At 68.6% G+C, this 21,857-nt stretch carries 25 protein-coding genes and 3 pseudogenes; 11 read left to right on the forward strand and 17 right to left on the reverse strand.

Going from position 1 to position 21,857, the window contains the following annotated elements:
- Positions 1 to 128: 128 nt before the first annotated feature.
- Positions 129 to 575, forward strand: a complete 447-nt coding sequence (locus tag RCR19_RS38720) for a hypothetical protein (RefSeq protein ID WP_331269786.1) — start codon at positions 129 to 131, stop codon at positions 573 to 575.
- A gap of 98 nt (positions 576 to 673) precedes the next feature.
- Here the strand turns inward: RCR19_RS38720 and RCR19_RS38725 are convergent, their stop codons facing one another.
- Positions 674 to 1,291: a TetR/AcrR family transcriptional regulator gene (locus RCR19_RS38725; protein ID WP_331269787.1), complete on the reverse strand. Its 618-nt coding sequence runs from the start codon at positions 1,289 to 1,291 to the stop codon at positions 674 to 676.
- Positions 1,292 to 1,443: 152 nt separating this feature from the next.
- On the opposite strand from RCR19_RS38725, the gene RCR19_RS38730 reads away from it, so the two are divergent.
- The gene (locus RCR19_RS38730) at positions 1,444 to 2,331 is read left to right on the forward strand and encodes an oxidoreductase (RefSeq protein WP_331269788.1); all 888 of its coding nucleotides are present in this window, start codon (positions 1,444 to 1,446) and stop codon (positions 2,329 to 2,331) included.
- Between the two features lie 28 nt (positions 2,332 to 2,359).
- Here RCR19_RS38730 and RCR19_RS38735 read toward each other — a convergent pair whose 3' ends face one another.
- Entirely contained in the window at positions 2,360 to 2,998 is a 639-nt protein-coding gene (locus RCR19_RS38735; RefSeq protein WP_331269789.1) for a TetR family transcriptional regulator, read from the reverse strand.
- 154 nt (positions 2,999 to 3,152) lie between these two features.
- Here RCR19_RS38735 and RCR19_RS38740 point away from each other — a divergent pair, with 154 nt between their 5' ends.
- Complete coding sequence (locus RCR19_RS38740) at positions 3,153 to 3,626, forward strand: cupin domain-containing protein (RefSeq protein ID WP_331269790.1); 474 nt, start codon at positions 3,153 to 3,155, stop codon at positions 3,624 to 3,626.
- Positions 3,627 to 3,829: 203 nt separating this feature from the next.
- A pseudogene (locus RCR19_RS38745) lies at positions 3,830 to 3,964 on the forward strand (short-chain dehydrogenase/reductase); the annotation flags it as partial.
- Positions 3,965 to 3,984: 20 nt separating this feature from the next.
- Here RCR19_RS38745 and RCR19_RS38750 read toward each other — a convergent pair.
- The 4 genes from RCR19_RS38750 to RCR19_RS38765 all read right to left on the reverse strand — a co-directional run bounded on the left by RCR19_RS38750 (position 3,985) and on the right by RCR19_RS38765 (position 5,884).
- Positions 3,985 to 4,398, reverse strand: coding sequence for a hypothetical protein (locus RCR19_RS38750; protein ID WP_331269791.1), 414 nt, complete (start codon positions 4,396 to 4,398; stop codon positions 3,985 to 3,987).
- Between the two features lie 316 nt (positions 4,399 to 4,714).
- Complete coding sequence (locus tag RCR19_RS38755; protein ID WP_331269792.1) at positions 4,715 to 5,152, reverse strand: glutaredoxin domain-containing protein; 438 nt, start codon at positions 5,150 to 5,152, stop codon at positions 4,715 to 4,717.
- 385 nt (positions 5,153 to 5,537) lie between these two features.
- Positions 5,538 to 5,711, reverse strand: coding sequence for a hypothetical protein (locus RCR19_RS38760; RefSeq protein WP_331269793.1), 174 nt, complete (start codon positions 5,709 to 5,711; stop codon positions 5,538 to 5,540).
- A complete protein-coding gene (locus RCR19_RS38765; protein ID WP_331269794.1) occupies positions 5,708 to 5,884 on the reverse strand; it encodes a hypothetical protein in 177 nt (58 codons plus the stop codon). The genes RCR19_RS38760 and RCR19_RS38765 overlap by 4 nt, the downstream gene beginning before the upstream one ends.
- 254 nt (positions 5,885 to 6,138) lie before the next feature.
- Here RCR19_RS38765 and RCR19_RS38770 point away from each other — a divergent pair, with 254 nt between their 5' ends.
- Complete coding sequence (locus RCR19_RS38770) at positions 6,139 to 6,438, forward strand: antibiotic biosynthesis monooxygenase (protein ID WP_331269795.1); 300 nt, start codon at positions 6,139 to 6,141, stop codon at positions 6,436 to 6,438.
- A 264-nt stretch (positions 6,439 to 6,702) separates the two neighbouring features.
- Here RCR19_RS38770 and RCR19_RS38775 read toward each other — a convergent pair whose 3' ends face one another.
- Positions 6,703 to 7,218 (reverse strand): amino acid transporter, encoded by a 516-nt coding sequence (locus tag RCR19_RS38775; protein ID WP_331269796.1) that lies wholly within the window; start codon positions 7,216 to 7,218, stop codon positions 6,703 to 6,705.
- Positions 7,219 to 7,554: 336 nt separating this feature from the next.
- Between RCR19_RS38775 and RCR19_RS38780 the strand changes: the two genes are divergently transcribed.
- Positions 7,555 to 8,661, forward strand: a complete 1,107-nt coding sequence (locus RCR19_RS38780; RefSeq protein WP_331269797.1) for a PP2C family protein-serine/threonine phosphatase — start codon at positions 7,555 to 7,557, stop codon at positions 8,659 to 8,661.
- Between the two features lie 400 nt (positions 8,662 to 9,061).
- Here RCR19_RS38780 and cpt read toward each other — a convergent pair whose 3' ends face one another.
- The 3 genes from cpt to RCR19_RS38795 all read right to left on the reverse strand — a co-directional run bounded on the left by cpt (position 9,062) and on the right by RCR19_RS38795 (position 10,963).
- Entirely contained in the window at positions 9,062 to 9,589 is a 528-nt protein-coding gene (cpt, locus tag RCR19_RS38785) for a chloramphenicol phosphotransferase CPT (protein ID WP_331269902.1), read from the reverse strand.
- Between the two features lie 184 nt (positions 9,590 to 9,773).
- Positions 9,774 to 10,118: a VOC family protein gene (locus RCR19_RS38790; RefSeq protein WP_331269798.1), complete on the reverse strand. Its 345-nt coding sequence runs from the start codon at positions 10,116 to 10,118 to the stop codon at positions 9,774 to 9,776.
- 71 nt (positions 10,119 to 10,189) lie between these two features.
- Complete coding sequence (locus RCR19_RS38795; RefSeq protein ID WP_331269799.1) at positions 10,190 to 10,963, reverse strand: oxidoreductase; 774 nt, start codon at positions 10,961 to 10,963, stop codon at positions 10,190 to 10,192.
- A gap of 82 nt (positions 10,964 to 11,045) precedes the next feature.
- Here RCR19_RS38795 and RCR19_RS38800 point away from each other — a divergent pair, with 82 nt between their 5' ends.
- Entirely contained in the window at positions 11,046 to 11,621 is a 576-nt protein-coding gene (locus RCR19_RS38800) for a TetR/AcrR family transcriptional regulator (RefSeq protein WP_331269800.1), read from the forward strand.
- A gap of 271 nt (positions 11,622 to 11,892) precedes the next feature.
- Positions 11,893 to 12,399: a helix-turn-helix domain-containing protein gene (locus RCR19_RS38805; protein WP_331269801.1), complete on the forward strand. Its 507-nt coding sequence runs from the start codon at positions 11,893 to 11,895 to the stop codon at positions 12,397 to 12,399.
- A 42-nt stretch (positions 12,400 to 12,441) separates the two neighbouring features.
- Here the strand turns inward: RCR19_RS38805 and RCR19_RS38810 are convergent, their stop codons facing one another.
- Entirely contained in the window at positions 12,442 to 12,843 is a 402-nt protein-coding gene (locus tag RCR19_RS38810; protein ID WP_331269802.1) for an OsmC family protein, read from the reverse strand.
- Between the two features lie 581 nt (positions 12,844 to 13,424).
- Here RCR19_RS38810 and RCR19_RS38815 point away from each other — a divergent pair.
- A pseudogene (locus tag RCR19_RS38815) lies at positions 13,425 to 14,188 on the forward strand (transposase family protein).
- Between the two features lie 137 nt (positions 14,189 to 14,325).
- Here RCR19_RS38815 and RCR19_RS38820 read toward each other — a convergent pair.
- Positions 14,326 to 14,988 carry a Type 1 glutamine amidotransferase-like domain-containing protein gene (locus tag RCR19_RS38820; RefSeq protein ID WP_331269803.1) on the reverse strand — a complete coding sequence of 221 codons (663 nt, stop codon included), beginning with the start codon at positions 14,986 to 14,988 and terminating at the stop codon, positions 14,326 to 14,328.
- Positions 14,989 to 15,171: 183 nt separating this feature from the next.
- On the opposite strand from RCR19_RS38820, the gene RCR19_RS38825 reads away from it, so the two are divergent.
- On the forward strand, positions 15,172 to 15,330 hold the full coding sequence (locus RCR19_RS38825) for a hypothetical protein (RefSeq protein WP_331269914.1): 159 nt from the start codon (positions 15,172 to 15,174) through the stop codon (positions 15,328 to 15,330).
- 309 nt (positions 15,331 to 15,639) lie between these two features.
- Here RCR19_RS38825 and RCR19_RS38830 read toward each other — a convergent pair whose 3' ends face one another.
- A complete protein-coding gene (locus RCR19_RS38830; protein ID WP_331269804.1) occupies positions 15,640 to 15,777 on the reverse strand; it encodes a hypothetical protein in 138 nt (45 codons plus the stop codon).
- A 501-nt stretch (positions 15,778 to 16,278) separates the two neighbouring features.
- Between RCR19_RS38830 and RCR19_RS38835 the strand changes: the two genes are divergently transcribed.
- A complete protein-coding gene (locus RCR19_RS38835) occupies positions 16,279 to 17,076 on the forward strand; it encodes an HAD family acid phosphatase (protein WP_331269805.1) in 798 nt (265 codons plus the stop codon).
- A 231-nt stretch (positions 17,077 to 17,307) separates the two neighbouring features.
- Here the strand turns inward: RCR19_RS38835 and RCR19_RS38840 are convergent, their stop codons facing one another.
- From RCR19_RS38840 to RCR19_RS38855, 4 genes and pseudogenes are all read right to left on the reverse strand, one after another.
- Positions 17,308 to 18,306, reverse strand: coding sequence for a hypothetical protein (locus RCR19_RS38840; protein WP_331269806.1), 999 nt, complete (start codon positions 18,304 to 18,306; stop codon positions 17,308 to 17,310).
- Between the two features lie 746 nt (positions 18,307 to 19,052).
- Positions 19,053 to 19,760, reverse strand: coding sequence for a transposase (locus tag RCR19_RS38845; RefSeq protein ID WP_331269807.1), 708 nt, complete (start codon positions 19,758 to 19,760; stop codon positions 19,053 to 19,055).
- A 105-nt stretch (positions 19,761 to 19,865) separates the two neighbouring features.
- Positions 19,866 to 20,633 carry a hypothetical protein gene (locus tag RCR19_RS38850; protein WP_331269808.1) on the reverse strand — a complete coding sequence of 256 codons (768 nt, stop codon included), beginning with the start codon at positions 20,631 to 20,633 and terminating at the stop codon, positions 19,866 to 19,868.
- 76 nt (positions 20,634 to 20,709) lie between these two features.
- Positions 20,710 to 21,855 (reverse strand): annotated as a pseudogene (locus RCR19_RS38855) (IS110 family transposase); the annotation flags it as partial.
- Positions 21,856 to 21,857: the final 2 nt, after the last annotated feature.

Raw genomic sequence — 21,857 nt, forward strand, 5'->3', positions numbered from 1 at the left:
AAGATCACGGGGGCGGTCGTAGTCGGCTTGGTGTTCGGATCGCTGACCTCGCTCGCCAACGCCTTGTCCTCGCCCTATGGGCCGATCGGGCCCGTGTCGCGGGAAGCGCCGCTGCCAGGGCGGGCACGGTGGTCAGTCTTCTCCTCGATGCCGGGTGGTCGTGGGCGGCGCTGGCGGTCGTAGTCGGATGGGCGGTGGCGACACCGGCCCGAGCTGCGGTGGGCGCGATGGCGGCGCTGGCGGCCGCGACCGTGTCGTACTACGTCGTGGACGCCTACGTGTGGGATGCGGGCACCGACATGGTCGTGTGGCTGGTCGTGGGGGTGCCCTTGGGACTGGTCCTCGGTGCGGTCGGAGCGCTCGTCAGGCGGCCGGGCCTGACCGGGCTGTTCGCCGCCCTGGTCGTCCCGGTCGGGGCTGCGGTGCAGATGGTGGTGATGCCGCCCGGCGTGGGCCTGATCGACACTCGGCCCGCGAACGTGGCGGCGGTCATCGTCTGGGCCGGAGCCGCGCTGAGTACGGCGTGGGCGCTGGGCCGTTTCTGGCGCCGGCGCCGCGCTGCGGCCACCACGTAGGGAGGCCGCCGGCCTCGAGCGGCCGCCCGGGTGCGGCCATGCGTCAGGCGCCGGCCACGTGAGGGGGCGCCGGGCGTCATGGCCTGCGGCCCTGTTCCTCAGGGCTGTTGTTGAGGCTGTTGTGGCGTGATGACCCGGAGCCAGACCTCTCGCAGTGTCCGGGTGGCGCTGTCGAGGGTGTCGCCGTCGTCGCCGTGGGCGCGGTAGTAGACGCGTTCCGTCATCCAGCACAGCGCACGGGCGAGGGCGCCGGCGTCGGTGGGGCCGTCGCCGTCGGGCAGCCCGGCGCGCACGAGGACGTGCCGCATGGCCTCGGCGAAGGCCTCCACCGTCTCCTCCCAGGATCGTTTGACGGCCTCGTTGAGGGCCGCGTTCTCCACGGCCGCGCGCATCACCGTGCCGTGCTCGCGCCACATCCGCTCGGTGTGCTGCAGGGCGCGTTCGACGGCCCGGTCCGGGGGCGTGTCGGTGTCCTTTGCCGCGCGGGCGGCGTCCTCGCGGATGGCGACCATCGTGCGGGCCACAAGGGCGGCGAGGACGTCCTGCTTGGAGCCGAAGTAGAAGTAGAGCGAGCCGCGCGAGATGCCGGCACCCTTCGCGATGTCCTCGACGGTCATCCGCTCCAGTCCCGTGCGCGCCAGCAGCTCTTCCGCGGTGTCCAGGAGCGCCTGCTCGCGCAGATCGCCCTTGCGTGGCGTCTCGCTCCGCCTGCCCATGCGATTTCGCTCTCCTCACCCCGCGGGGCCGTGCCGGCGCGGACCACCCGAGCCTACCCGCTCCCCTAGAAAATCAACGTCACGTTGAAAAAAAACTGCACTGTGTAGACTCGGAGATGTCCCTGCTTTCCCGACCCAGGAGCAGCCCCGCCATGACGGACCCCATTCACAGGACCTTCCTCATCACCGGTGTCAGCAGCGGCCTCGGCCGTGCCTTCGCCCTGGGCGCTCTGGAGGCCGGCCACACGGTGGCCGGGACCGTCCGGCGCCCCGAGGACGGCGCCGCCTTCGAGGCGCTCGCGCCGGGACGCGCCCACGCCCGCCTCCTCGACGTCACCGACGGCCGCGCGGTCGTTGAGGCCGTGCGCGACGTCGAGGAGAGCGTGGGCGCGATCGACGTGCTCATCGCCAACGCCGGCTACGGGCTCGAAGGCGTATTCGAGGAGACCCCGCTCGCCGACCTCCGGGCCCAGTTCGAGGTCAACGTCTTCGGCACGGCCGCCACCGTGCAGGCGGTCCTGCCCTACATGCGGGCCCGGCGCCGCGGACACGTCCTGGCTGTCAGTTCGATGGGCGGCCTCGCCTCCTTCCCGGGCGTTTCCGCCTACTGCGCCAGCAAGTACGCGGTGGAGGGGTTGCTGGAGGCCGTCGGCAAGGAAGTCGCCGGCTTCGGGATCCATGTGACCGCGATCGAGCCCGGCTCCTTCCGCACCGATTGGTCCGGCCGCTCCATGGTCCGCGCGCCCCGGTCTCTTCCCGACTACGACGAGCTGTTCGAACCGATCCGCGCCGCCCGGCGGTCGGCGAGCGGCCGGCAGCTCGGCGACCCCGCCAAGGCCGCCGCGGCGGTGCTCAGCGTCCTCGAGCTGCCCGACCCGCCCGCCCACCTGGTGCTGGGCTCGGACGCGCTACGGCTGGTGCGGGCCGGGCGCGCGGCCGTCGAGGAGGACCTGACAGCCTGGGAGGAACTCTCACGTTCGACGGACTTTCCCGACGGCGCACAGATCGCCGCAGGGGTGCCGTCGCACCGCGCCGGCTGATTGCGATTGCGCGGGCGCGGGGGTTCGCCTACCAGAGCGGGCCGGTGCACATGTGCTGGATGGTGGACGCCAGCGCCTGCTTCAGTAGGTCGGCATCCGCCCCGGCGATCGCGTCGAACTCCAGCAGGTAGCGCCCCACGTGCAGGCCCAGCAAGTGGCTGGCCACCAAAGAGGCCCGAAGCTCGGCCCGCTCGGGGGTGATGGCCCTGACGATCGGAGCCACCACGCACGTGGTGAACAGCTCCCGCATGAGCGTGGCCGCTTCCGGACGCTCGCATGCCGCGTGCAGCAGGGTGAGAGCCGTGTTGGGCCGACCGTCCTGCTCCCAGGTCTCAAGGAACACGTCGGCCAGACGCTCGCCGATGTGGTCGGGGCCCATGGCGAGGACCTCGCGCACCACCGTGTCGGGGTCGAAGGGCCATTCGACTGTCGCGGCCAGCAGGCCCGCCTTCGAGCCGTAGAAGTGCACGACCAGTGAGGGCTTGACCCCTGCGTTCCTGGCGATCTCGCGTAGCGACGTCTGGGCGTAGCCCTTGTCGTCGAAGGCGGCACGGGCAGCGCTCAGGATCGTGGCGCGTGACGCCTCGCCGTCCCGCGCACGCGTCGCATCGGGAGACCGCGCTCCGGGGACGTCGGCGTCGAGGGGCGATGTCTTCGGCGCTGCCATACCGACAGTCTGGCACTCCTCGACTGTACATGTACAGTTGCTGTAGCCCGCAACTGTACATGTACAGCAGGCGCGGACCCGGTGACGTCCTTCGCGGATCGTCCGCTCCGGTCACGCGCACCGACCACCGGGCGACACGATCGAAGGAGTCACTATGGAGGCCATGCGCACGGCGCTGGTGGTGCAACCCGGTGAGGCGGCCGGGGCGTCGCTCAAGGACGGCGCGTTCGAGCTGCTCGCCGACGGGGGTGCGGTCAGCGCCAGCAGGCTCACCCTCGCAACCGGCGCCGACGGGGCGCCCCCGCACCACCACAAGCTCTCCCACGAGCTCTTCTACGTGCTGGACGGGACGATGTTGTTCCGTCTCGGCGACACTCTGACCACGGTGGGAAAGGGCGGCCTCGTCGTCGTACCGCCCGGCCTGCCGCACGTCTTCGGGGCGGCAGAGGGCGAAGTGGCCGACGTGGTCGTCGTGCTCAGCCCTGGCATCGAACGGTTCGGCTACTTCGAACAGCTGGCCGCCATCAGCCGTGGCGAGGCGGAATTCGCCTCACTCCTGCCTGAGCAGCGCCGCTACGACGTGCACTTCGAGGACCTCCCCGACTGGCGGTCGGCCCCCTCACGGTAGGTCGTTCCCCGTGGGGGGGCGATGAGAGCGGCCTGGGACGCAAGCGCGGCCGACGCGTTCCTCGCCGGGCATGCATGGCGGCGGCCGCACCGCGGAGGGCAAGCCGGCCCCGGACGACGCCGGATCGCGCGTCAGTGTCCACGTGCGTGACATCGTCGACAAACAGCGGCGAACGAGAGGCATGCCGGCGCGAGGCCAAGCGTTCCTTCCGCACCGACTGGGCAGGCCGCTCCATGGTCCGCGCGCCCCGGTCCCTGCCAGACTACGACGAGCTGTTCGAACCGATCCGCGCCGCCCGGCAGTCGGCGAGTGGCCGGCAGCTCGGCGCCCCCTCCCGGCACCCATGCCCGTTGCGCAGTCACGCGGCGTCGGTCTGCGGGGCAGGCGCCCCGCGGTAGAGCTGCTCGACGCGGTCACGCCGGGTGTACATGTCCCAGTAGCACCCGGCGAGGTCGTCCGGATCTACCATCGGGAATGCGGCGCGGGCGTCGGCCCGGGCCGCTCGGGCCGGCTCGCTGCGGGCGATACCGGCCCCGATGGCGAGAGTGCCGGGATAAACACCGGTGTCCGCCAGTTCAGTGTTGAGGAAGTACAGGTAATTGCGGGCGGCGGACACCACCGGGCCCACGCCGCTGAAGTGAGGCATCGGCTGCACCGCCGAGGAGCCGTAGGTGAGCAGGACGGCGCCGTCACCGCGCTCGATCATCTCCGGCAGCACGGCCCGGACCACCTCGACCGGCGCGAACAGCAGCAGTCCGGACAGCTTCCCCAAGGTGGCCGCGTCGGCGTATCTGCCGCGCCGCGGTCGGTCGCGCTCGAACGATTCCCTCTGGACCCTTCAAGCCCCCTTATTAGGACGCATTGCCGCAAGCAGTACACCGCGTTCGGCGTTCGCGTGACGGTCTACGCCGCTCCATACCTCGCCCCCCACCCCGGGCCCCGGACCGACCCCGCTCAGCTTCGCGGCGACACGGGAACGACAAGGTGTCGAACGCAACCTCGCACGAGCCCGAAGCCGCCGCTTGCGTCTGAGGCGGCGGGCCCGGACGAGAGGGTGCGGACGGCGTCCACGAGAAACCGGCTCCTCCTCATGCGGAGGGGGAGATCTGTTCGCGCACCCATGCAGGTTCGGGATTGGTGTAGGGATGGCCGTCCACGATGACGGTGGGCACGGTCTCATCGCCGTTGTTGGCCTTCCGCACCGCGGCCGCTCCAGCCGGGTCACGCCAGATATTGACCCAGTACAACCGGCGGGCGTCGCGACCCAACCGGATACGCAGGCGCAGACAGTACGTGCAGCCCGGCCGCCAGAAGACGACCGGCCGGCCGTCGACCGTGCTGCGCTGCTGCGCCTCCAGCGCACCGATCGATTTCGGGAAGACCAGAGGCGAGTTCACACCTGCGAGCAGCACGAACACCAGCAGCAGTACTGCGGCGGGTGCGGGGTCCCCACCGGAGACCAGCCCCGTCGCGGCGACCAAGCCGCAGAGCACCAGCAGAATCGGCAGGATCCACGCGCGCATCATGGTGCCGCAGGCTACCGGTGAGCCTCCATGGGCCTCGAACCAGGCCGCTCGCCTGGGCCGTCGCCCGACGAGGCGGTGGCCCTCGTGTGGTCATGCGCTCTCATGAAGGCGTACCGGTCGAGACGAAAGCCGTCTGCTGCCTGACAACCGGTCCCGCGGCATTCCGGAACGTCGGCCGGTGGACTGCTCCCGCAGGGCGGCCTCATCCGGGGCGAGCGGCGGCACCCAAACCAGCCTGCCACCGATCAGCCCTGGCAGGTAGCCGGTGGCCAGCTGGGGATATGGGCTCCGGCGGGGGCGTTTCCCTTGTACTCGACTTCTTTCGTCCCGTCGGCTTGCCAAGGAGGGCCCATGAATTCGGCTGTCACTGGCGACTGCGTCGTCGTCACTGACCGGGCTGCGCCTTGCTCGCCTCGCGGTGCAGTCGTCCCGCCTCTTCCACCAGGCTCATGGCGTGTGCGTTGTCCGTGGCCTCGGCTGCCTCGTCTTCCAGGCGGTGCACCCGGGCCTTCAGTTGAGGATCCCGGGCGAGTGCGAATTCGGCCCACCACCGGGTCATGAAGGCAGGCAGCGGGACAGCTCGTAGGTTTCGGCGATCTTCTGGTTCCGGTTGCGGTCGAAGTCGGGCAGGAGCTTAGGGGTGTGCTGTTCGATGGCGGCGCGGAGCGTCTTGGGGGTGCGTTCGGGCATGGGCGGGAGGGGCCCCCGCAGTCCGGCGGCGGCGGTTGTCATTGCGGCACGCCCTTTCGTCATGACCGTGTGGTTGGGACGTCCCCACCGGCCTGCTGCGCCCTGTCGGTGGGCCCGCTCCGGCACGGGCCGACGGAGACGGCCATTGCGGGGCAGCGGGTGAGGAAAGCCGTTGGCGATCGGCCGTCAACGCCGGCCCGCGTGGCCTGGTACGTCAGCGGGGCATCACCGGTGCGTCACCGTGCGGCTCACCGGCCGTTGGCGCGGCAGGCCACCGGGTCTGCAAAGATCCTTCCATGGTTACCGAAATCGTCATCATCGACGTCCAGGCGGGTCAGGATGCAGCGTTCGCCGCGGCCTTCAGGGAGACCGGTTACGAACTCCTCGCGACGACGCCCGGATGTCTCAGCGTGAAGCTGCATCAAAGCACCGAGAACCCTTTGCGGTTCGTCAATGTGAACGAGTGGGAATCCGAGCAGGCCCACCTCGAGAACTTCCGTGACAGCGACCGCTTCGTGAAGTTCGGGCAAGCTCTTGGGCCCTACCTGGCCGGAACCCCGGTAGTCGAGCACTTCACCGACGTGACGACCGGCTGAGTCCCGCCTGCTGCATCGCGCTCGGGCGGCGATGTCCACGCGGTGGCGGGGCCGAAGCCGCCCGGATGAATGCGCGGCCACCGAGGATTTCCGCGCCGAGCTGCAGGGGCCCTTGGCCGTTCTGTTGTGGGCATCGTGCCCGCTTACGCCCCGGACCTGAACGCAGCCGAAGCGTCTGGTCGCTGGTCAAGCGCGACATCGGCAACCTCGCCGCCGCCGACCTCGCCCAAGTAGCGCGTGCGGTGAGACGACGGCTCAAACAGCTCAATGTGCAGGCGGCAGGACCGTGTACTCCTCGGGGAGTGCGACTCCCGTGCCGGCATGCAAGCGCGCCATGTCACGGCGGTCCTTTTCGGTGGCCTCGTAATCGACGTGGCACTGCACCTGGGTAACGGCGTCAACGCACCAGATCTCGTGTCCGCCGATGGTCCCGGTTGTCGGCGCCGGATAGTGGAACCGCTCACCGTCGGGGAGAAGTTGATATCCCCCCTCACAGCGCGTCCCAGTGATGGGATGCAGGTCGATCTCCCTGCCGGCTCCGTCCGCGACGGCCGGCGCGGTGGGAAGCCGGTCTCGCAGGATTTCCTTGAACCCGGCCTTGGCCAGCGTCGCGCGTACCACGGGGAGTTCGTTCAGCAGGACGACCAGGTCGAGATCAGAGTGGACTCGGGTCGTCTCACCGACCAGAGCGTCCACACCCCAGCCGCCATCCACCCATGCCGTCACGCCCGCGGTGTCCAGCAGGCGCAGGAGTCCGACCACATCAGTTTCAATCAGCACGCAGGGAACTCTGACAATGCCGACGCCCGGTGGCCACCGGATACGCGACACAACAGCGGCACCCACCCGACCACTGTCCCAATCGAAGGCGAAGCGCGAGCTGCACCAAACCGACATCACCCATTCAAGCTCAGCAGCACAGGTCACACACAGGTCGTAGGCAGCGCTCCACTTTGCTGCGCCTGGGCGAGGTCATCCGGAAGCGGCACATGACGAAATCCCATCCTGCGTTCGAATCGATGACGTACTTTCACATCGCTCCGTTAACGGAGGATCATCCCAGGATGCTGGTGGCAAATGAACTCAATAACACAATTAATCTCATACTCTACTTAAGTGAACTATTCCTTTCGATTCCGGCGTGCGGGCAGCCTCCGGGAGGACTTGGTGCTCATCGCACCGCTAGCGCTGACCGCCATCATCACCGTGCTGGCCTATGTCACTCCGAGTAACCTCTACTTCAGTCGCTTTCTCGCACTCGCGCCCGCTTTCGCCGCCTCGGTGTGGCCGGTGGCCAGAACGGTGGCCATCGGCGTTCTCGCCGCGGCCATCGACGTGGTGATCGCCGTGACCATCGGCCAGATGACCGAGGAGCACACATACCTGTTCACCCTCGCAGTGATCGCTTGCGTCACCGCCACGGCCGCCTACGCCAGCCATGTACGTCAGCAACGGGAGCAGACACTCGCCGACGTCCGAGCCGTCGCGGATACGACCCAGAAGGTTCTGCTCCGACCCGTACCGGAACATCTCGGCCGGCTGGACCTCGAGACCCTGTACCTGGCCGCCGCGGCCCAGGCCCGCGTCGGCGGCGACTTCTACGAAGCACTGGAGACAGCCCACGGCGTCCGCCTGATCCTCGGAGACGTGCGCGGCAAGGGCCTTCCTGCGGTTGGCATGGCTTCAGCGATCGTCGGCTGCTTCCGGGAAGCCGCCTACGACGAGCCGGACCTGGCACGGCTGGCGCGCCGGCTCGACGTGAGCACGAGCCGGTACACCACGCTGCTGCCCGGTGACAAGATGGAATACTTCGCCACCGCCCTGCTCGCCGAGATCCCCGACGAGGGATCGGTCGTGAAAATCGTCAACTTGGGACACCCCCCTCCGCTGCTGTTCCACGCGGGAGCGGTCCGCGAGGTCACCCCGACGGCGCCCTCACCGCCCATCAACATGGGTGCACTGCTGTCCGGGGAGGACTACAGCATCGACACCGTCCTCTTCACCACCGAGGATCAACTACTGCTCTACACAGACGGAGTCACCGAGACCCGCGGCCACACCGGCGCAGTCTTTCCGCTGGTGCAGTATGCGGGTCTGTGGGACGTGGACTCCCCGGCCCGGCTGCTCGAGCAGTTGCACAGGGACCTGGTCGACTACAGCCGTGGCCGTCTGGACGACGACATCGCGGCCATCGCCATCCGTGCATCGGCCACCACGGCGTGAAACGGGCCGCGCGGTCGTCCACGCCGCCCGCTTTCACTGCATCCCAGCCGTCGACCAGCTCACCGGTCAGGCCCTACCCCTGGGTCGAGGAAGCGAGCAACCCAGCTGTCCGCGGCGGTCCAGTCGGGCCGCAGGAGCACTGCACGGCATTGAAAGGAGGCGTGCCGCAAGCCTCTCGCCCCGGCGCGCGTCGCTCTGCGCCGGCCGCCATCCCGCACGACCTGCGGCATGCCTCCGTGTCCTTCCGTCCTTCTGTTCGGCTCTGCCGGCCAGAGCGTCGCCGTTCTCCAGCGCTACAAGGGGATTTGAACCCACGCTGACTTTCGCCACGACGGTTTTCAGGACCGGCCGGCGTGTACCGGAGCGCGGCGGGGGAGTGGCGTCCGGCCGTCGGTGTCGGTTATCCGACGTGCACGGCGATGGCCCGGGCGCACTCCATCGACTCGGTGTGCGTGGTGTCCACCTCCAGGTCGTAGACCACGCCGTGGTGGACGAGATCCGCCTGGGAGAGGGCCATCCCGGTGACCCGGTCGCCGCGCGCGATCTCGCGGCCCGCGGCCACCGCGCCGTCGCAGCGGACGCCGACCCACAGCACCTGCAGGTCGCCCAGTGCCTTCTGCCAGCGCTGCTGCGAGCCCGCCTGGCCGAGGAAGACCTCGTCGACGATGATCCGGGCACCGGCACGGGCCATCGCGGCGACGCCCTCGATCCACGCCGCCTCCAGCGCCCGGAACCGGGGCCCGACGCTCACCTCGCCGTCCGCGGCGAACTCGATCCCCGTATCCGACGTGCGCAGCGATGCGGGCATCGCGTCCACCAGGGTGTCGGTTCCCAGCGCGAGCCACGGATCGGGCAGCAGCACCTGCAGACACCGCGCGATCCCGGACTTCCCCGAGCTGGAACCTCCGTTGAGCACGATCACGTTCATGGCCACGGCGCCACCCTAGAGGGCACCGCACCTCCGCCCGAAACGGATTTCCGGGGACTGTGCGCCAGTCCTCACACCGTGTCAGGCAGCCCAGAGGGCCGAGGGGCCGAGGCCGCGGGGGCCGCAGGACACCATCCGTGTGCCGCACGAGCGACCGGCGGCGGTCCCCGCGGCGCCTTGCGAGTCAGGTGGAGCGAATGCAGAAGGGGTGTCCGGCGGGACTGGCATACACCCGGGAGCCTGTGTGGCGGGCAGAAGCGCTGGCGTCGTCCGCGGGCCGCAGCCGTCGCCCGCCTGCGCCGAGCACGCGCTCGTCCGCGGCGGCCGTATCGTCCGTGGTGAGGTCGACATGCATCTGCTGCGAGACGCCGTTGGGCCACTGCGGTGGCACGTGGCCGGCGGCGTGCTGGATCACGATGACGGGGAAGGCATCGACGTGCAGGAAGTGGTGTGTGACCGTTTTCGTCATCGAGCCGCCGAGCAGCCGGTGCCAGAACGAGCTTTCGCTGTCCAGGTCGGCGGCGTCCACGACGAGTGCGCTGAGGCGGGTGTGCACGGTGCGTGCCTTTCGTTGCGGAGGGTCTTTTGCGTGGGTGCGGCTCACACCACGGGGATGATGCCGCCGTCGACCCGGAACTCGGCCCCGGTCAGCCACTTGGCGCGCTCGGAGGCGAGGAACGCGATCATTTCTGCGACGTCCTCGGGCTCACCGGGACGACCCATCGGCACCTTCAGGTGGTCCACGATCTGCTGCTTCACTTCGTCGAGGGCGACTCCCTTGCGGTCGGCCATGTGCTGAAGGTGGGTGAGCGCCCCCTGCGTGGCGACGAAGCCGGGCAGTACGCACACCACGCGGACGCCGTGCCCCGCAACCTCCGTCGCCAACTCGCGGCTGTAGGTGTTGAGTGCCGCCTTCGCCGCGGCGTACGAGGCTTCGGCAGGCTGTGGGAGCCTGCTGGCGATCGAGGAGACGTGCACCACGACGCCGAAGCCGCGCTCGATCATCCCGGGCACCAGTGCCCGGTCGATGCGGACGGCGCTGAGCAGGTTCATCTCCAGGTCCGCGTGCCAGGACGCATCGGACCGCTGCAGGGTCGGTACCGGAGCACTTGAGGCTCCCGCGTTGTTGACCAGGACGTCGATGCCCCCGACGCTCTCCTGCACCCGCCGGCCGAGGTCCGCTGCCCCCTTCTCCGACCGCAGGTCCACAGGGATGAATGTGGCCGGCAGATCGCCCGGGGGCGCGGTGCGTGAGGCCACCAGTACGGTCGCGCCGGCCGCGGCGAAGCGGCGGGCCGTCGCCTCTCCCAGTCCACGGCTACCCCCGGTCACCAGCACCCGCAGCCCGGTGAGCCCCTCGTCCACGACTGTCACGCGCGTGCTCCTCTCAGTAAAGTGAACCCGACTCCGGAAACTGTACACATAAACGGAACCCGACTCACCTTATGGAGGACTGTTGCCGTCGTCACGCCCCCTGCGCGCCGATGCCCGCCGAAACCGCGAAGCGCTGCTGGCCGCTGCGCGCGAGGCGTTCCTGACCGGCGACGCCGACGCACACGTGGAGGAGATCGCCCGGCGGGCCAAAGTGGCGGTCGGTACGCTCTATCGCCACTTCGCCACCCGCGAGGCGCTGGTCGCGGAGGTGTACCGGCAGGAGGTCACCGAACTTTGCGCCGCCCCCGCGCAACTGCTCGCTCAGCACACCCCGGACGAGGCGCTGCGCCGCTTCCTGCTGCTGCTCGTGGAGCACTCGGCGGTCGGCAAGGGCATGGGGGAAGCACTGGAGAGCATCATGGCGACGGACTCCGCGGTCTTCGACGACGCCCGTACCGAGATGGCTCAGGCCCTCGACGAACTGCTCGCCGCGGGAGTGGAGGCCGGTGTCGTCCGCGACGGCGTCAGCGGACGGATCCTGCTCCGCGCACTCGGCGGCATCTGCCACATGCGCACCCAGGGGTGGCAGGACGACGCGGTACGCATCACCGCGATCTTCTACGACGGATTGCGCTACGGCGCGGCAAGCCACGACTGAACCGCCCCGGCACCGCCGGGAACCTCCTGGCGCCTGTCTTCGGCACAGCGGCCGTATCGGCACTCTGCGGCTGGGGAGTTCGGCCGGTGCCGCGGCCGTGCCCCAGTGCCCTGCTCCGCCGGGATGGGTGCCGCCGGGCCGGGACCGGACGACCTGAGTTGCAAGAGAAAACTCAAGGGGTAGACTCGAGGACTCGAGGTGTCACTCGTGCGGTCGTCGCGGCGCGTGAGGGACGCGGACATCAGGTGGCGGACGTGCGTGGAGGTGGGCGGTGTCGACCGGACGGCAGTGGTCGGGTCCAGGGGACGAGGAGCCGGCCTGCTCCATCGAGCGCAGCCTGCAGATCCTCGGTGAGCGCTGGGCGTTTCTGGTGCTGCGGGAGATCTTCGCCGGCCGCCACAAATTCGCCGAGATCCGCGCGTCCCTGGGTATCGCCTCCAACCTGCTCAGTGCCCGGCTCAAGCTGCTGGTCGAGACCGGCGTGCTGGACACGCAGACCTACCAGGAGCCGGGCAGCAGGCCGCGCCAGAGCTACCACCTGACCGAGGCCGGGCGCGAGTTGCGTGTGGTGCTGGCCGCGCTCCAGCAGTGGGGCGACCGGCACCGCCCGCGCCCGTCGGGCCCCTCCGCGCTGCGCCGGGTGCGCTCCACCAGCCGCCCCGTCCATGTGGGATTCCTCGACGACGACGGCCGCGAAGTGCCCGCCGCCGACGTGGTCATGCTCACCGCACCGGGCGCGCCCCGACCGGCCGCCGCCGACAGCCCGGCCACCCGATAGCCCCCGCCTCTCCTTCAGGGTGTCCGGGCTGGCCGTGTGCCTTCAGTCGGCGGAGCGGGTGACCGCGGCACCCTGACGCAGAGCGCGGGGGATCTCGGCGACCTCGTCGACGGTTGCGATCAGTGCCGCGATGAGTGTCTGCGGGGCGTCGCAGTCGACCTCGACGGCGTAGGAGATACCCGTCGACTCCCAACGGGAGGTATCGAAGCCGCCCTCAGCCCGCACCCGGACACCATGCAGTTCCACCCCGCTGGTCGCAGCCTCGCGGTAGAGGTCGTTGAGCACGCACGCCGCCACCGCCAGGTTCAGCACGTGGCCACCGGTGAACGCCGACCGCACCCCGACCCCGCCGGGGGTCCACCGATGCGGCAGCCGGACGGTCTCACCGTCCTCCTCCTGCAGATACGACCCCGCGCTCGCCACGACCGCGAACCGCTCCTCCATGGCCTGCCCCCTCCTGGCCGTTCGTGCAAGTGCCGTCCACCCGGACCCGTCCCCGCATCATGGCGCAAACTCGCCAGCCCAGGTGGCGACTTCGCATCCCTGGTGTCAGCCCGGCCGCGATGATGTCCGGCCGAGGAATTCACACAGGGGAGACCCACTGGCTCACTCAGCGTCTGTCCATCGACATTCCGAAGTCGTCGCGGTCGCGGCTCGTTGGGTTCGCCTACCTCTTTAGCCAGGTCATGAAGCGCGTGTGTTCTTCGCCGCACTGACCGTTGCCGGAGGCTTTGGCGCTGCTCGGGCTGAAGGTGGAGCCATACGGTCCGGAGGTAAGCTCGCAAGCTTCCCGTACGGGCTGAAGAGCGTAGGAGCCGAACGCGATTAGTGCCCCGGCCAGCAGGGTCGTCAGCACGTAGTGGCGGGCTGTGGGGGAAGACATGCCGTCATGCTATCGGCGCTTCACATGCACTGGGGCTCTGCCAACTTACCGCGGCAGGTCGCTGGTTGGTTCGACACAAGAGTGAAGCCCCTGGTACACGGGGGCACGACCAAGATGACCCGGTATCCAGCAGAGGCTTCACGTGCTTGTCTACCCGTGCGGACTGGACGTGTCCAGTCGGGCCCTGTCTTTCCTCGCTGCTCGTCTGCGTGAATACCGTCGTCGGATCGGGAGCCGCTGGCGCCGGCTCTCGACCGGACGTCAAGCGTTGCTGGTGCTGGCTCATCTCCGTAACGGGACCACGTACGCCCAGCTCTCAGCAGGTTCGGGAAAAGTACGGTCTACCGCTACATCAGCGAGGCCGTCGACCTGCTGGCCGCACTCGCCCCGACCCTCGACGAGGCTGTCCGAGTTGCCTCGGCGAAAGCGTAGGTCCTCCTCGACGGGACACTTCTGCCGATCGACCGGATCGCGGCCGATCTGCCCTACTACTCCGGCAAGCACAAGAAGCACGGCATGAACGTGCAGGTCATCGCCGATCCGTTCGGTCGGCTCCATTGGGCCTCGCCCGCACTGCAAGGGGCCGTCCACGACATCCGTGCAGCCCGCGAACACGGCATCATCGAGGCCCCCGACCGGGCCCACGTCCCCTGCTGGGCGGACAAGGGCTACCAGGGCGCCAGCGGCACAGTCCGGATGCCGATCCGCGGCCGATGGGAGGCGCTATCAACCGGTCAGCAGGCCGTGAACCGATCCCAGGCCAAGATCCGCGCTCTCGTCGAACCAGCCATCGCCACCCTTAAGACCTGGCGGCTCGTCCGCAAACTTCGCTGCTCGACCACCCGCATCACGGGCATCGTCCAGGCAATACTCACCCTCCATCACGCCAGCTCAACTGGAGGTTGAAAACGCCTCACTGGCACCTTCTGATCCGTAGCGCTATGTGGATTGGTCGGTAACGGCCAAACCGGTCGGGCGACGGCTCTGTGAGGGCATGACTGGGGGGCCCGGTTGTTGTGGTTGCTGTAACGAATCCCGGGCGGCTACGACCCGAACTTCGTCCATTGCCCTTCGGAGACCACCTCGACGGAGTCGTTGACGACCTTGATGGCCGTCTGTTCGTCGATGGCGTAGGCCGGGACGCCGATGTCTGCGGCCCACCGCTTTGCGTCAGCCAGGGTGTTCTGCGGGAAAGCGTCCAGGTGCGGGAAGATCGAGAAGTCGACGAGTCCCAGAGTGCGGTCGTCCGGCGCGGACGGCCACTCGACGAAGTACGCTCCGATCCGGGGCGTCATCACCATGCTTCCGGCACTCACTCCCACCCACACCGTGTCGGGCAGCGAAGGCAGCAGATCGGCCAGCCCGGACTCCCGCATCCAGTGGCACAGGTACGTCGCGTCGCCGCCGTCGACCAAGAGCACGTCGGCCTCCCGGATCCAGGGCACCCATCGTTCCGCGCCGATGGTGGGCAGTGCGGTGAGCTCGAGCACACCGAGCGACGCCCAACCCAGGCCGGTCAGGTGCTGCCACGTGGGCTCGGCGGCTACGAGGCCCCGCACCGATGTCGGGCTGCACATCGGGTGACCCCACTGTGCTGTCGGGACGCAGAGGGCGTGGCACTCGGCGATCGGTTTGCCGAGAAGCTGCACGAGCGCCGAGTGGATGCTTGGGTTCGTGACGCCGCCTGACGTAAGCAAGAGCTTCAAGGTGCCTCCAGATTCGCGCGCGGAAGGTGGATGTACCTGAAGACCCGGGACCGTGCTGAAACTCATCGCATCCCGGTCCGTTTTCCAGGGCAGTCAGGAGTTCAACCAAGATTGATGAGTGCCGCATCATCCCGCCGACCCCGTCTCGGACTTCGTCCATGGCCGGATGGAGGAGATCGCCTGATGGCCCAGCAGCTCAAGCGGCACCCCAACGCGGCGGGCACCACTATCAAGCGCAAGGAGGGTCGCTTCCAGTGCGGGGTCCACGTGCTCCAGCCGGACGGCACCCGCGCCCGCGGCGATGCGGCCGCGTCGCCGGCCACCGGAGCATGCCGAGGATGACTGAACCCGGCGGACGACGCTCTGACTGTGCTCACCAGGACCGGCGTGCCGGTTCCTGGACGGGTTGATCAACTCCAGCCACCAGGTCGTCATGAACGGTCCTCAGCTACCGACCCACCAAGCGGCCGAAGGGCACCACCGAGCCCCCGGCCACGTAGGGGAACCCACCCCAGCTGGGGATCTAGCCGACAGTAACTCCTGGGGGAGACGCCGTGGACACGCTCTGGCTCACAGCCACCGCTTGGCTGCTGTCGCCGCCACTCGTGTTGAACGCGATCGCCACCTTCGGCGCGTGACGGCGGACCAGATTCACGACTTGCTCGAAAAACAGCAGAAGCGGTTCCGGCTTGCGGATCCCGCCCCCGACGACACGACGTCCCAGCTGTGCTCGGACAGTTCTGCAACGATCGCCGGCTGGGCCGACTCATCCAGCTCGATCAGCGTCATGGACGCATCGATGGCGTGTTCGCGGAATCGGGACAGTTCGTGATCGAAGGCCGCCCGAAGGGAATCTCCGTCTATACCGGGCACTGCGCGCGGGTCGATTCCAAAAAGGAGGACACGGGGCATGTCCAGGAAGACGATCAGCCGTCAAGCGGAGTTCCCGAGGCACGAGGTCGGCGTCCGCCAGGAGGAGCGATGCCCTGGGGGATCCACGGCTGGGACCACGGCCGTGCCGCAGACCCGTCCTACTACCCCGACTGTGCAGGCGCCGGGGCCGCCCCGGTCGGGTGCGGTGCGACGTAGTCCCCGTCTCGATCGGCACAAAGGGGAGTTGGCGCTCAAAAGCCCTCTTCCTCTAACCCTGTAGAGTGAATGGGGCCGGTAGGGATCGTGGATCGTCAGCGAACAATTCATCTCGATCGAATAACAAGCGATGCGGCTTCGGATGTGATGCGCGTAGACAAGGCTATGCCTGTCTTCCCGCGTATCACATCCGGAGATCCGATGCTGAAGTCCCACAAAGCGGTAGCAGTTGGTGCTGCCTGCATCCTCGCCAGTGCGGCGCTGTACGGTGCCGGCGCGGCCGGCGCCGGTCAGTCGACGGCGAACTCGACCCGGGAGCCCTACAACATCGGGCTCCTGGTGAAGGACATCGACACGTACTACGGCACCACCACCGACGCTGCCGGCGTGTACCAGGCATCCCCGGACAGCCCGTACGCCAAGGACCTGGCGAAGATCGACGCCGCCGCCAAGAGCTACATCGACAAGGCGGCGCGCGAAGACCACCGTCGCGGCAAGAAGCCGGCTGTCGTCTTCGACATCGACGACACGCTCCTTCTCAGCCTCGACTACGAGAAGCGCTACAACTACACCTACAACGCGACCACGTGGAACGACTACGTGGACCGCGCCGACCGCCCGCCCGTGTTCGGAAGCCCCGAGCTTGTCCGTTATGCCGCCTCCAAGGGCGTCGAGGTGTTCTACAACTCCGGTCTCAGCGAAACCCAGCGCGCGGGCGCGGTGGAGAACCTGAAGAAGGTCGGCGCCGACGTCAACCTCGACACCGCCCACATGTTCCTCAAGGACAAGGCCAACCCACCCGCCTACCTGAGTGACTGCGCCACGCCGACCACCTGGACCTGCACGACTGTGCAGTACAAGTCCGGCACCCGCGGGCACATCGAGCACGACCTCGGGTACGACATCATCGCCAACTTCGGCGACCAGTACTCGGACCTGGACGGCGGCAACGCCGATCGCACGTACAAGCTGCCCAACCCGACGTACTTCGTCTCCTGACGTCCCCGTTCCGGCGGGTGACTCTCCCGGATCGGCCGTTCGTCTCCCGGCCTCGGTCCTGGTGATGTCCCCGCCGCCGACGTGGTCATGCTCACCAACGCGCCGGCCGTGCCTGGGCCGGCCGCCGACGGCAGCCCGGCCACCCGATAGCCCGCGCCTCTCCTTGACGGAGTCCGAGCGCGTCGTGTGCCTCAGTTTCCGTCCGTACGCGGCCAGTTCCGCGCGGGGCGGTCAGCGGCGCCGACGGCGACGTCGGAGAGGCTCCGGCTCGGTTGCGGCCTCGCGAGGCGCGAGTCTCTCCAGGAGCCGTCGGTAGGCGTCAGGGTCCCGCTCGAAGTCGGTCCCGGCTGCGAGGGCGGCCCGGTCGGTGTCCTGCCCCCGGAGCAGGTCGACCGATGCCTGCGCGAACCGCTCCCGCAGGCCGTGCCGTTCGGCGTCGGCCAGCAGTCGGCGCAACTCGGTGACCGCCGCCTCGGCGTCGGCGCGGGCGGTCGGCCCGGCCTGGAGCCTGTTCCGCAGCCCGGCGGCGGGGGCCGCCTCCTCAAGTAGTGGGCGCATCCGGTTCACGAGGTCCTGGGCGTCCGCCGCCGCCCTGCGTGTCTGCGGCCCGGCCTCCCGCAGAACCCAAAGGGAGCGGACCAGTTCGGGGTCGGGTGCCGCGTCGAGCGACCCGTGGCGTCCGGCGTCCCGCACCGCGTCCACCGCCCGCGCGTAGTCCTCGGCTGCCCACCCTGCGGCCTCGGCCAGCCGGGTCGCGCGGCGCACGAGCCGTGCCTCCACGCCGAGGACCCGGGGGAGGGCGCGGAGGTTGCCGCCGACCAGCCCGATCAGGATGAGCAGTACCCCCAGCAGCAGGAGGGTGTCCGAGGTGGTGAAGTCCTGCTCTTCCGAGGAGGCCTCGAAGTCGTACAGGTCCCCCCGGTCCGTCCCTTCCGTGAACATGAACCCGGACTCCCAGCCGTAGCCCCGGCTGTCCGAGTAGTTCGGCGCCTTGAGGATGTCGTCCCGGCCGGCGTCGCAGTGGTATTGCGCCTCCCGCGTCTTCTTCTCGTACGGGTCGCTCCACCGGACCCGGCAGGTGCCGTCAGCCTTCTCATCGACCACCGCCAAGTCGATCTGACGCGTCGCGGGCACTTCCGGATCCGACTGGATCGCGTACAGCCCCGCCGAACACGCGAAGAGCATGAAACCGACCGTCAGAACCCAGCGGAAGAAAGGTATATGCCTCATGTCGTCATCCCCCCACCGTCAGCCTCGCACAGCGCAGGCAGGTGAGCGAGAGGCCGACTCCGGCAGCGTGTCACCGCCGTCCCTGCCCGGGTCCGGCAGGGCACTGTATCCGGTCCGCTTCGCCGAGGCCCCGCCCGCAACACGGCGATGGATGAGACGTGCAGAAGGATGCCCACCTCGAACCATGCAACCCCTTCGACACCGTGTGCGCTGAACCGCTGACGGAGGCGACGATCTTCGAACTCGCAAGATCGCGTTGCCCTTCACACGCTTTCCGACTGCCCGCGTGGCCGTACGAGGGGCGTTCGCCAGGGTTCAACCTGGCCTACCTGTCGGCACACGGTGTACTTCCCCGGGCCCTTGAACGCTCTACCGCTCAAGGCTTCCGGGTCGTCAACGTGCACGTCGAGCGCACGCCCTGGCAGAACGGGACTGCGGAGACCCATGGGACCGCCGCGAGTACCGAGGTAGGCCTGTCCATCGAGGGCACCGGCGACGTGCACCGCCTCCTGACCGAACTCCACGCAATTCAGAGCCTCTCGGGTCCCACGCGATCGCGATCAGGCTTTGCGTTGAGGATGCTTACGGCCGGGGATCACGTGACACCTGCAATCCTGACGCTGTAACTGCGTAGCCGCTGGAGTCGAGCATCGCGCGGCAATTCGGGCACAGGCTACCTAAGGGTTGTCCCGTAATTGATCTGCAAGTGGTTCGAGGCATGGTCGGCCGACCCGCAGCACGCGGGCTCATGCAGCCTGGACGAGGTTGTGTAGGCGGGCAACGCCGAGCATGGCGTGGTGGACGCCCTCGCCCTTGAGGCGGCAGTCGCGGAGGATCTTCCAGGTCTTCATCCTGGCAAAGACGTGCTCGACGCGGGCGCGGACCTGTTTGTGTTCGCGGTTGTGGTCGGCCTGCCAGTCGGTGAGCTCTCCACCCTTCGGGCGTCGGTGCGGAATGACCAGGCCGGTGCCCGGGTAGCCGCCGTCGGCGATCGTGGTCGTGCGGCCGACGGCAGCCTTGGCGCCGGATTCCTCCCATGCTTTGCAGTCGTTCCGGTTGCCTGGCAGAGGTTTGCCGACCGCCACGACCAGCCGGGAGTGGGCGTCTATGACCACCTGGTGGTTGGTGGAGTACCTGTAGTTCTTGGATCGCTCGGCGATGGTGTGGTCACGGGTCGGGACCAGGGTGCCGTCGACGATCAGCACAGTGTCCTTTCGGAACCGACGCCGGGGTTTGAGAGCCAGGAGCGGGCCGGTGTGCTCGATGATTCTGCCGACCGCGGACTTGGACACCCCGAACAGCGGCGCGAGCTGTCGCAACGTGAGGTTGGTGCGCCAGTAGGCCGCGACCAGCAGAACCCGGTCCTCCAGCGAGAGGCTCCACGGGCGGCCTCGGCGAACCGTGTCGGCACCCTCGCGGTGGAGCATGGTGATCAGTTTCTTGAACTCGCGCATGCCCAGACCGGTGAATGGGGCTATCCAGACACCTCACGGCGCCAGGCCGTCAAGTCGGGACAGTGGGCATGAGCTCACTGTTCGATTCCGAGGGGCCGGTGGTCATCAGAGAGCGTCCTTGATGTGGCCTCGGGCGAAGTCCCATGGGGCGGGTGCGTTGGCGGCCGCGTACTCGTCTGCGATGCCGAAGACGCTCCCGCATCCTGGGCATTCCGCTTGGCCGAACAGGTGCGTCAGGCCCCAGGCGAGTCGTTGCTGGCCATCCCGTACGGCCGACTCGTGCAACATCCTTCCGGTGCTGGTCAGCTCGTCCGGGACGGCCGGCCGGAGCGGGACCTGGTGGACATCCCCCAGATTCCAGTCCCGGATCGAGGAGTAACAACCGTAGTCGCCGACCGCGATCGTCACGGGTGCGTCGCAGTGCGGACAAGCGACAGTGACGAAGGAATCGGTGAAGTCGTCCAGGGCCTCGAACCACAAGGGCTGGCCGTCGAACGCGAGCATGGTGCGCAGCCGGCTCAGGTAGATCTTCCCGTCCAGGCCAGACCGCAGCCGGGCGGCGGCCATGGCGCGAAGCTCGGCCAAAGTCGCCGCACAGCGGGCGACTTCTTCGTCGGCGCCGTGAGGTTGAAGGAGGCCACCCGCTATGGCTCCGGCCAGATCGAGCGCCCAGTCCCCGGCGTCCTCGGTCTTGGCTACGTCCGCCAGCTGCGGCAGTGCGGCGATGCTCGCCGGGGTGATCGTCCCCTGGTGGCACAAGCGCCCCCAAAGCGAGTCGATGGCCTCCTGGTCACGACCGATGGCTCGGTCCAGGAGCCCGGGGATCGCGTGTGCCGGGCCGTAGGCGTCGTGGAGTGTGGACCAGTCGATCATCCGGTGATTCAAGCACGCTGCGGAGCGGCCTCCGGGGGCAGTGATTCGTGGGTGGGACCACGTATGCCACCGCCAGTGCTGGGGCCTGCGGCGCCGGGAACGCGGTGTGCTCATCGAACAGGCGGCGGTTCTTGAGGCAGTGGTGGAGCTGACCTAGCATCCGGTTGAACAGATTGCGCTGGCCAGCGGCGTGCCAGTCTCCGTGGTCGTCACGTCGCCGCCGGTAGTGGGCTTTGGCACCGGGCGTACTTCTTGCCGGAGGCCCGGGTGACGGTGAGGCGCCCGCGTAGGCCTTCAGGCCGCGGGCGTCGGCGAAGCGGGTGCGGTCGTCTCCGATTTCGGCCAGCACCCGGGCGGCAAGCTGGATACCGAGGCCGGGAAAGCTGAGGATAATTTCGGAGTCCGGGTGCTGCGGGAACGCCTCCTCGACGGCCTGGGCAAGGTCGTCGGCGGCGGTGAAGGCGGCCGTGAGCTGTCCGAGTAGGGCGAGCGTCTGCTTGCCGAGCGCGTCGTCGACAAGCTCGGGCTGACGGGCCCAGTCGGTGCGGACTGCCTCGCGCAGCCGCTCGACGTCCGACTCGATGCCGCGCTTGCGGCCCGCACGTTTGAGAGCCGCCGTGATCTGGGTGCGAGTCAGGCTCGCGGCCTTGGCCGGTGTCGGCGCGAGCTTCATCAGCTCGCGGGCCTCCGGTCGGCAGAAGCCGTTGTCCCACTTGGCGAAGGCTTCCAGAGCGGCGGGGTAGTACTCGCGCAGCAGCGAGCGGAGCTGGTTGGCGACCTGCTGCCGGTTCCAGACCGCGTCCTGCTGAGCACGGGCCAGTACGGCAATGGCGCGGGCCAGGTCGCTGTCGTTCGGCAGCGGTCGGTGGGCATGCATATCCGTGCGCAGGATGTTTGCCAGGACCAGGGCGTCGCCGGGGTCGGACTTCTTGCGGGAGACCGCGTGCCGGTCGCGGTAGCGGGCGGCAGCCATCGGGTTGATCGCGAACACCTTCCGCTTGCCTGCCCGCAGCACCGCGACCAGCAGACCGCGGGAGGTCTCGATCGCCACCGGGATCGGGGTCTCCTCCGTGTCGCCGTACTCGGCGAGCAGGACCATCAGGTTCCTGTAGCCGGCCGCGTCGTCGGTGATGTGTCGCTTCGCAAGTAGCTGGCCGGTGTCGTCGACCAAGGCAACGTCGTGTGTCCTCTCGGCCCAGTCGATGCCGCAGTAGATCAACATTT

The sequence above is a fragment of the Streptomyces sp. WAC07094 genome (genome assembly GCF_036320405.1).
Classification (GTDB): domain Bacteria; phylum Actinomycetota; class Actinomycetes; order Streptomycetales; family Streptomycetaceae; genus Streptomyces; species Streptomyces lannensis.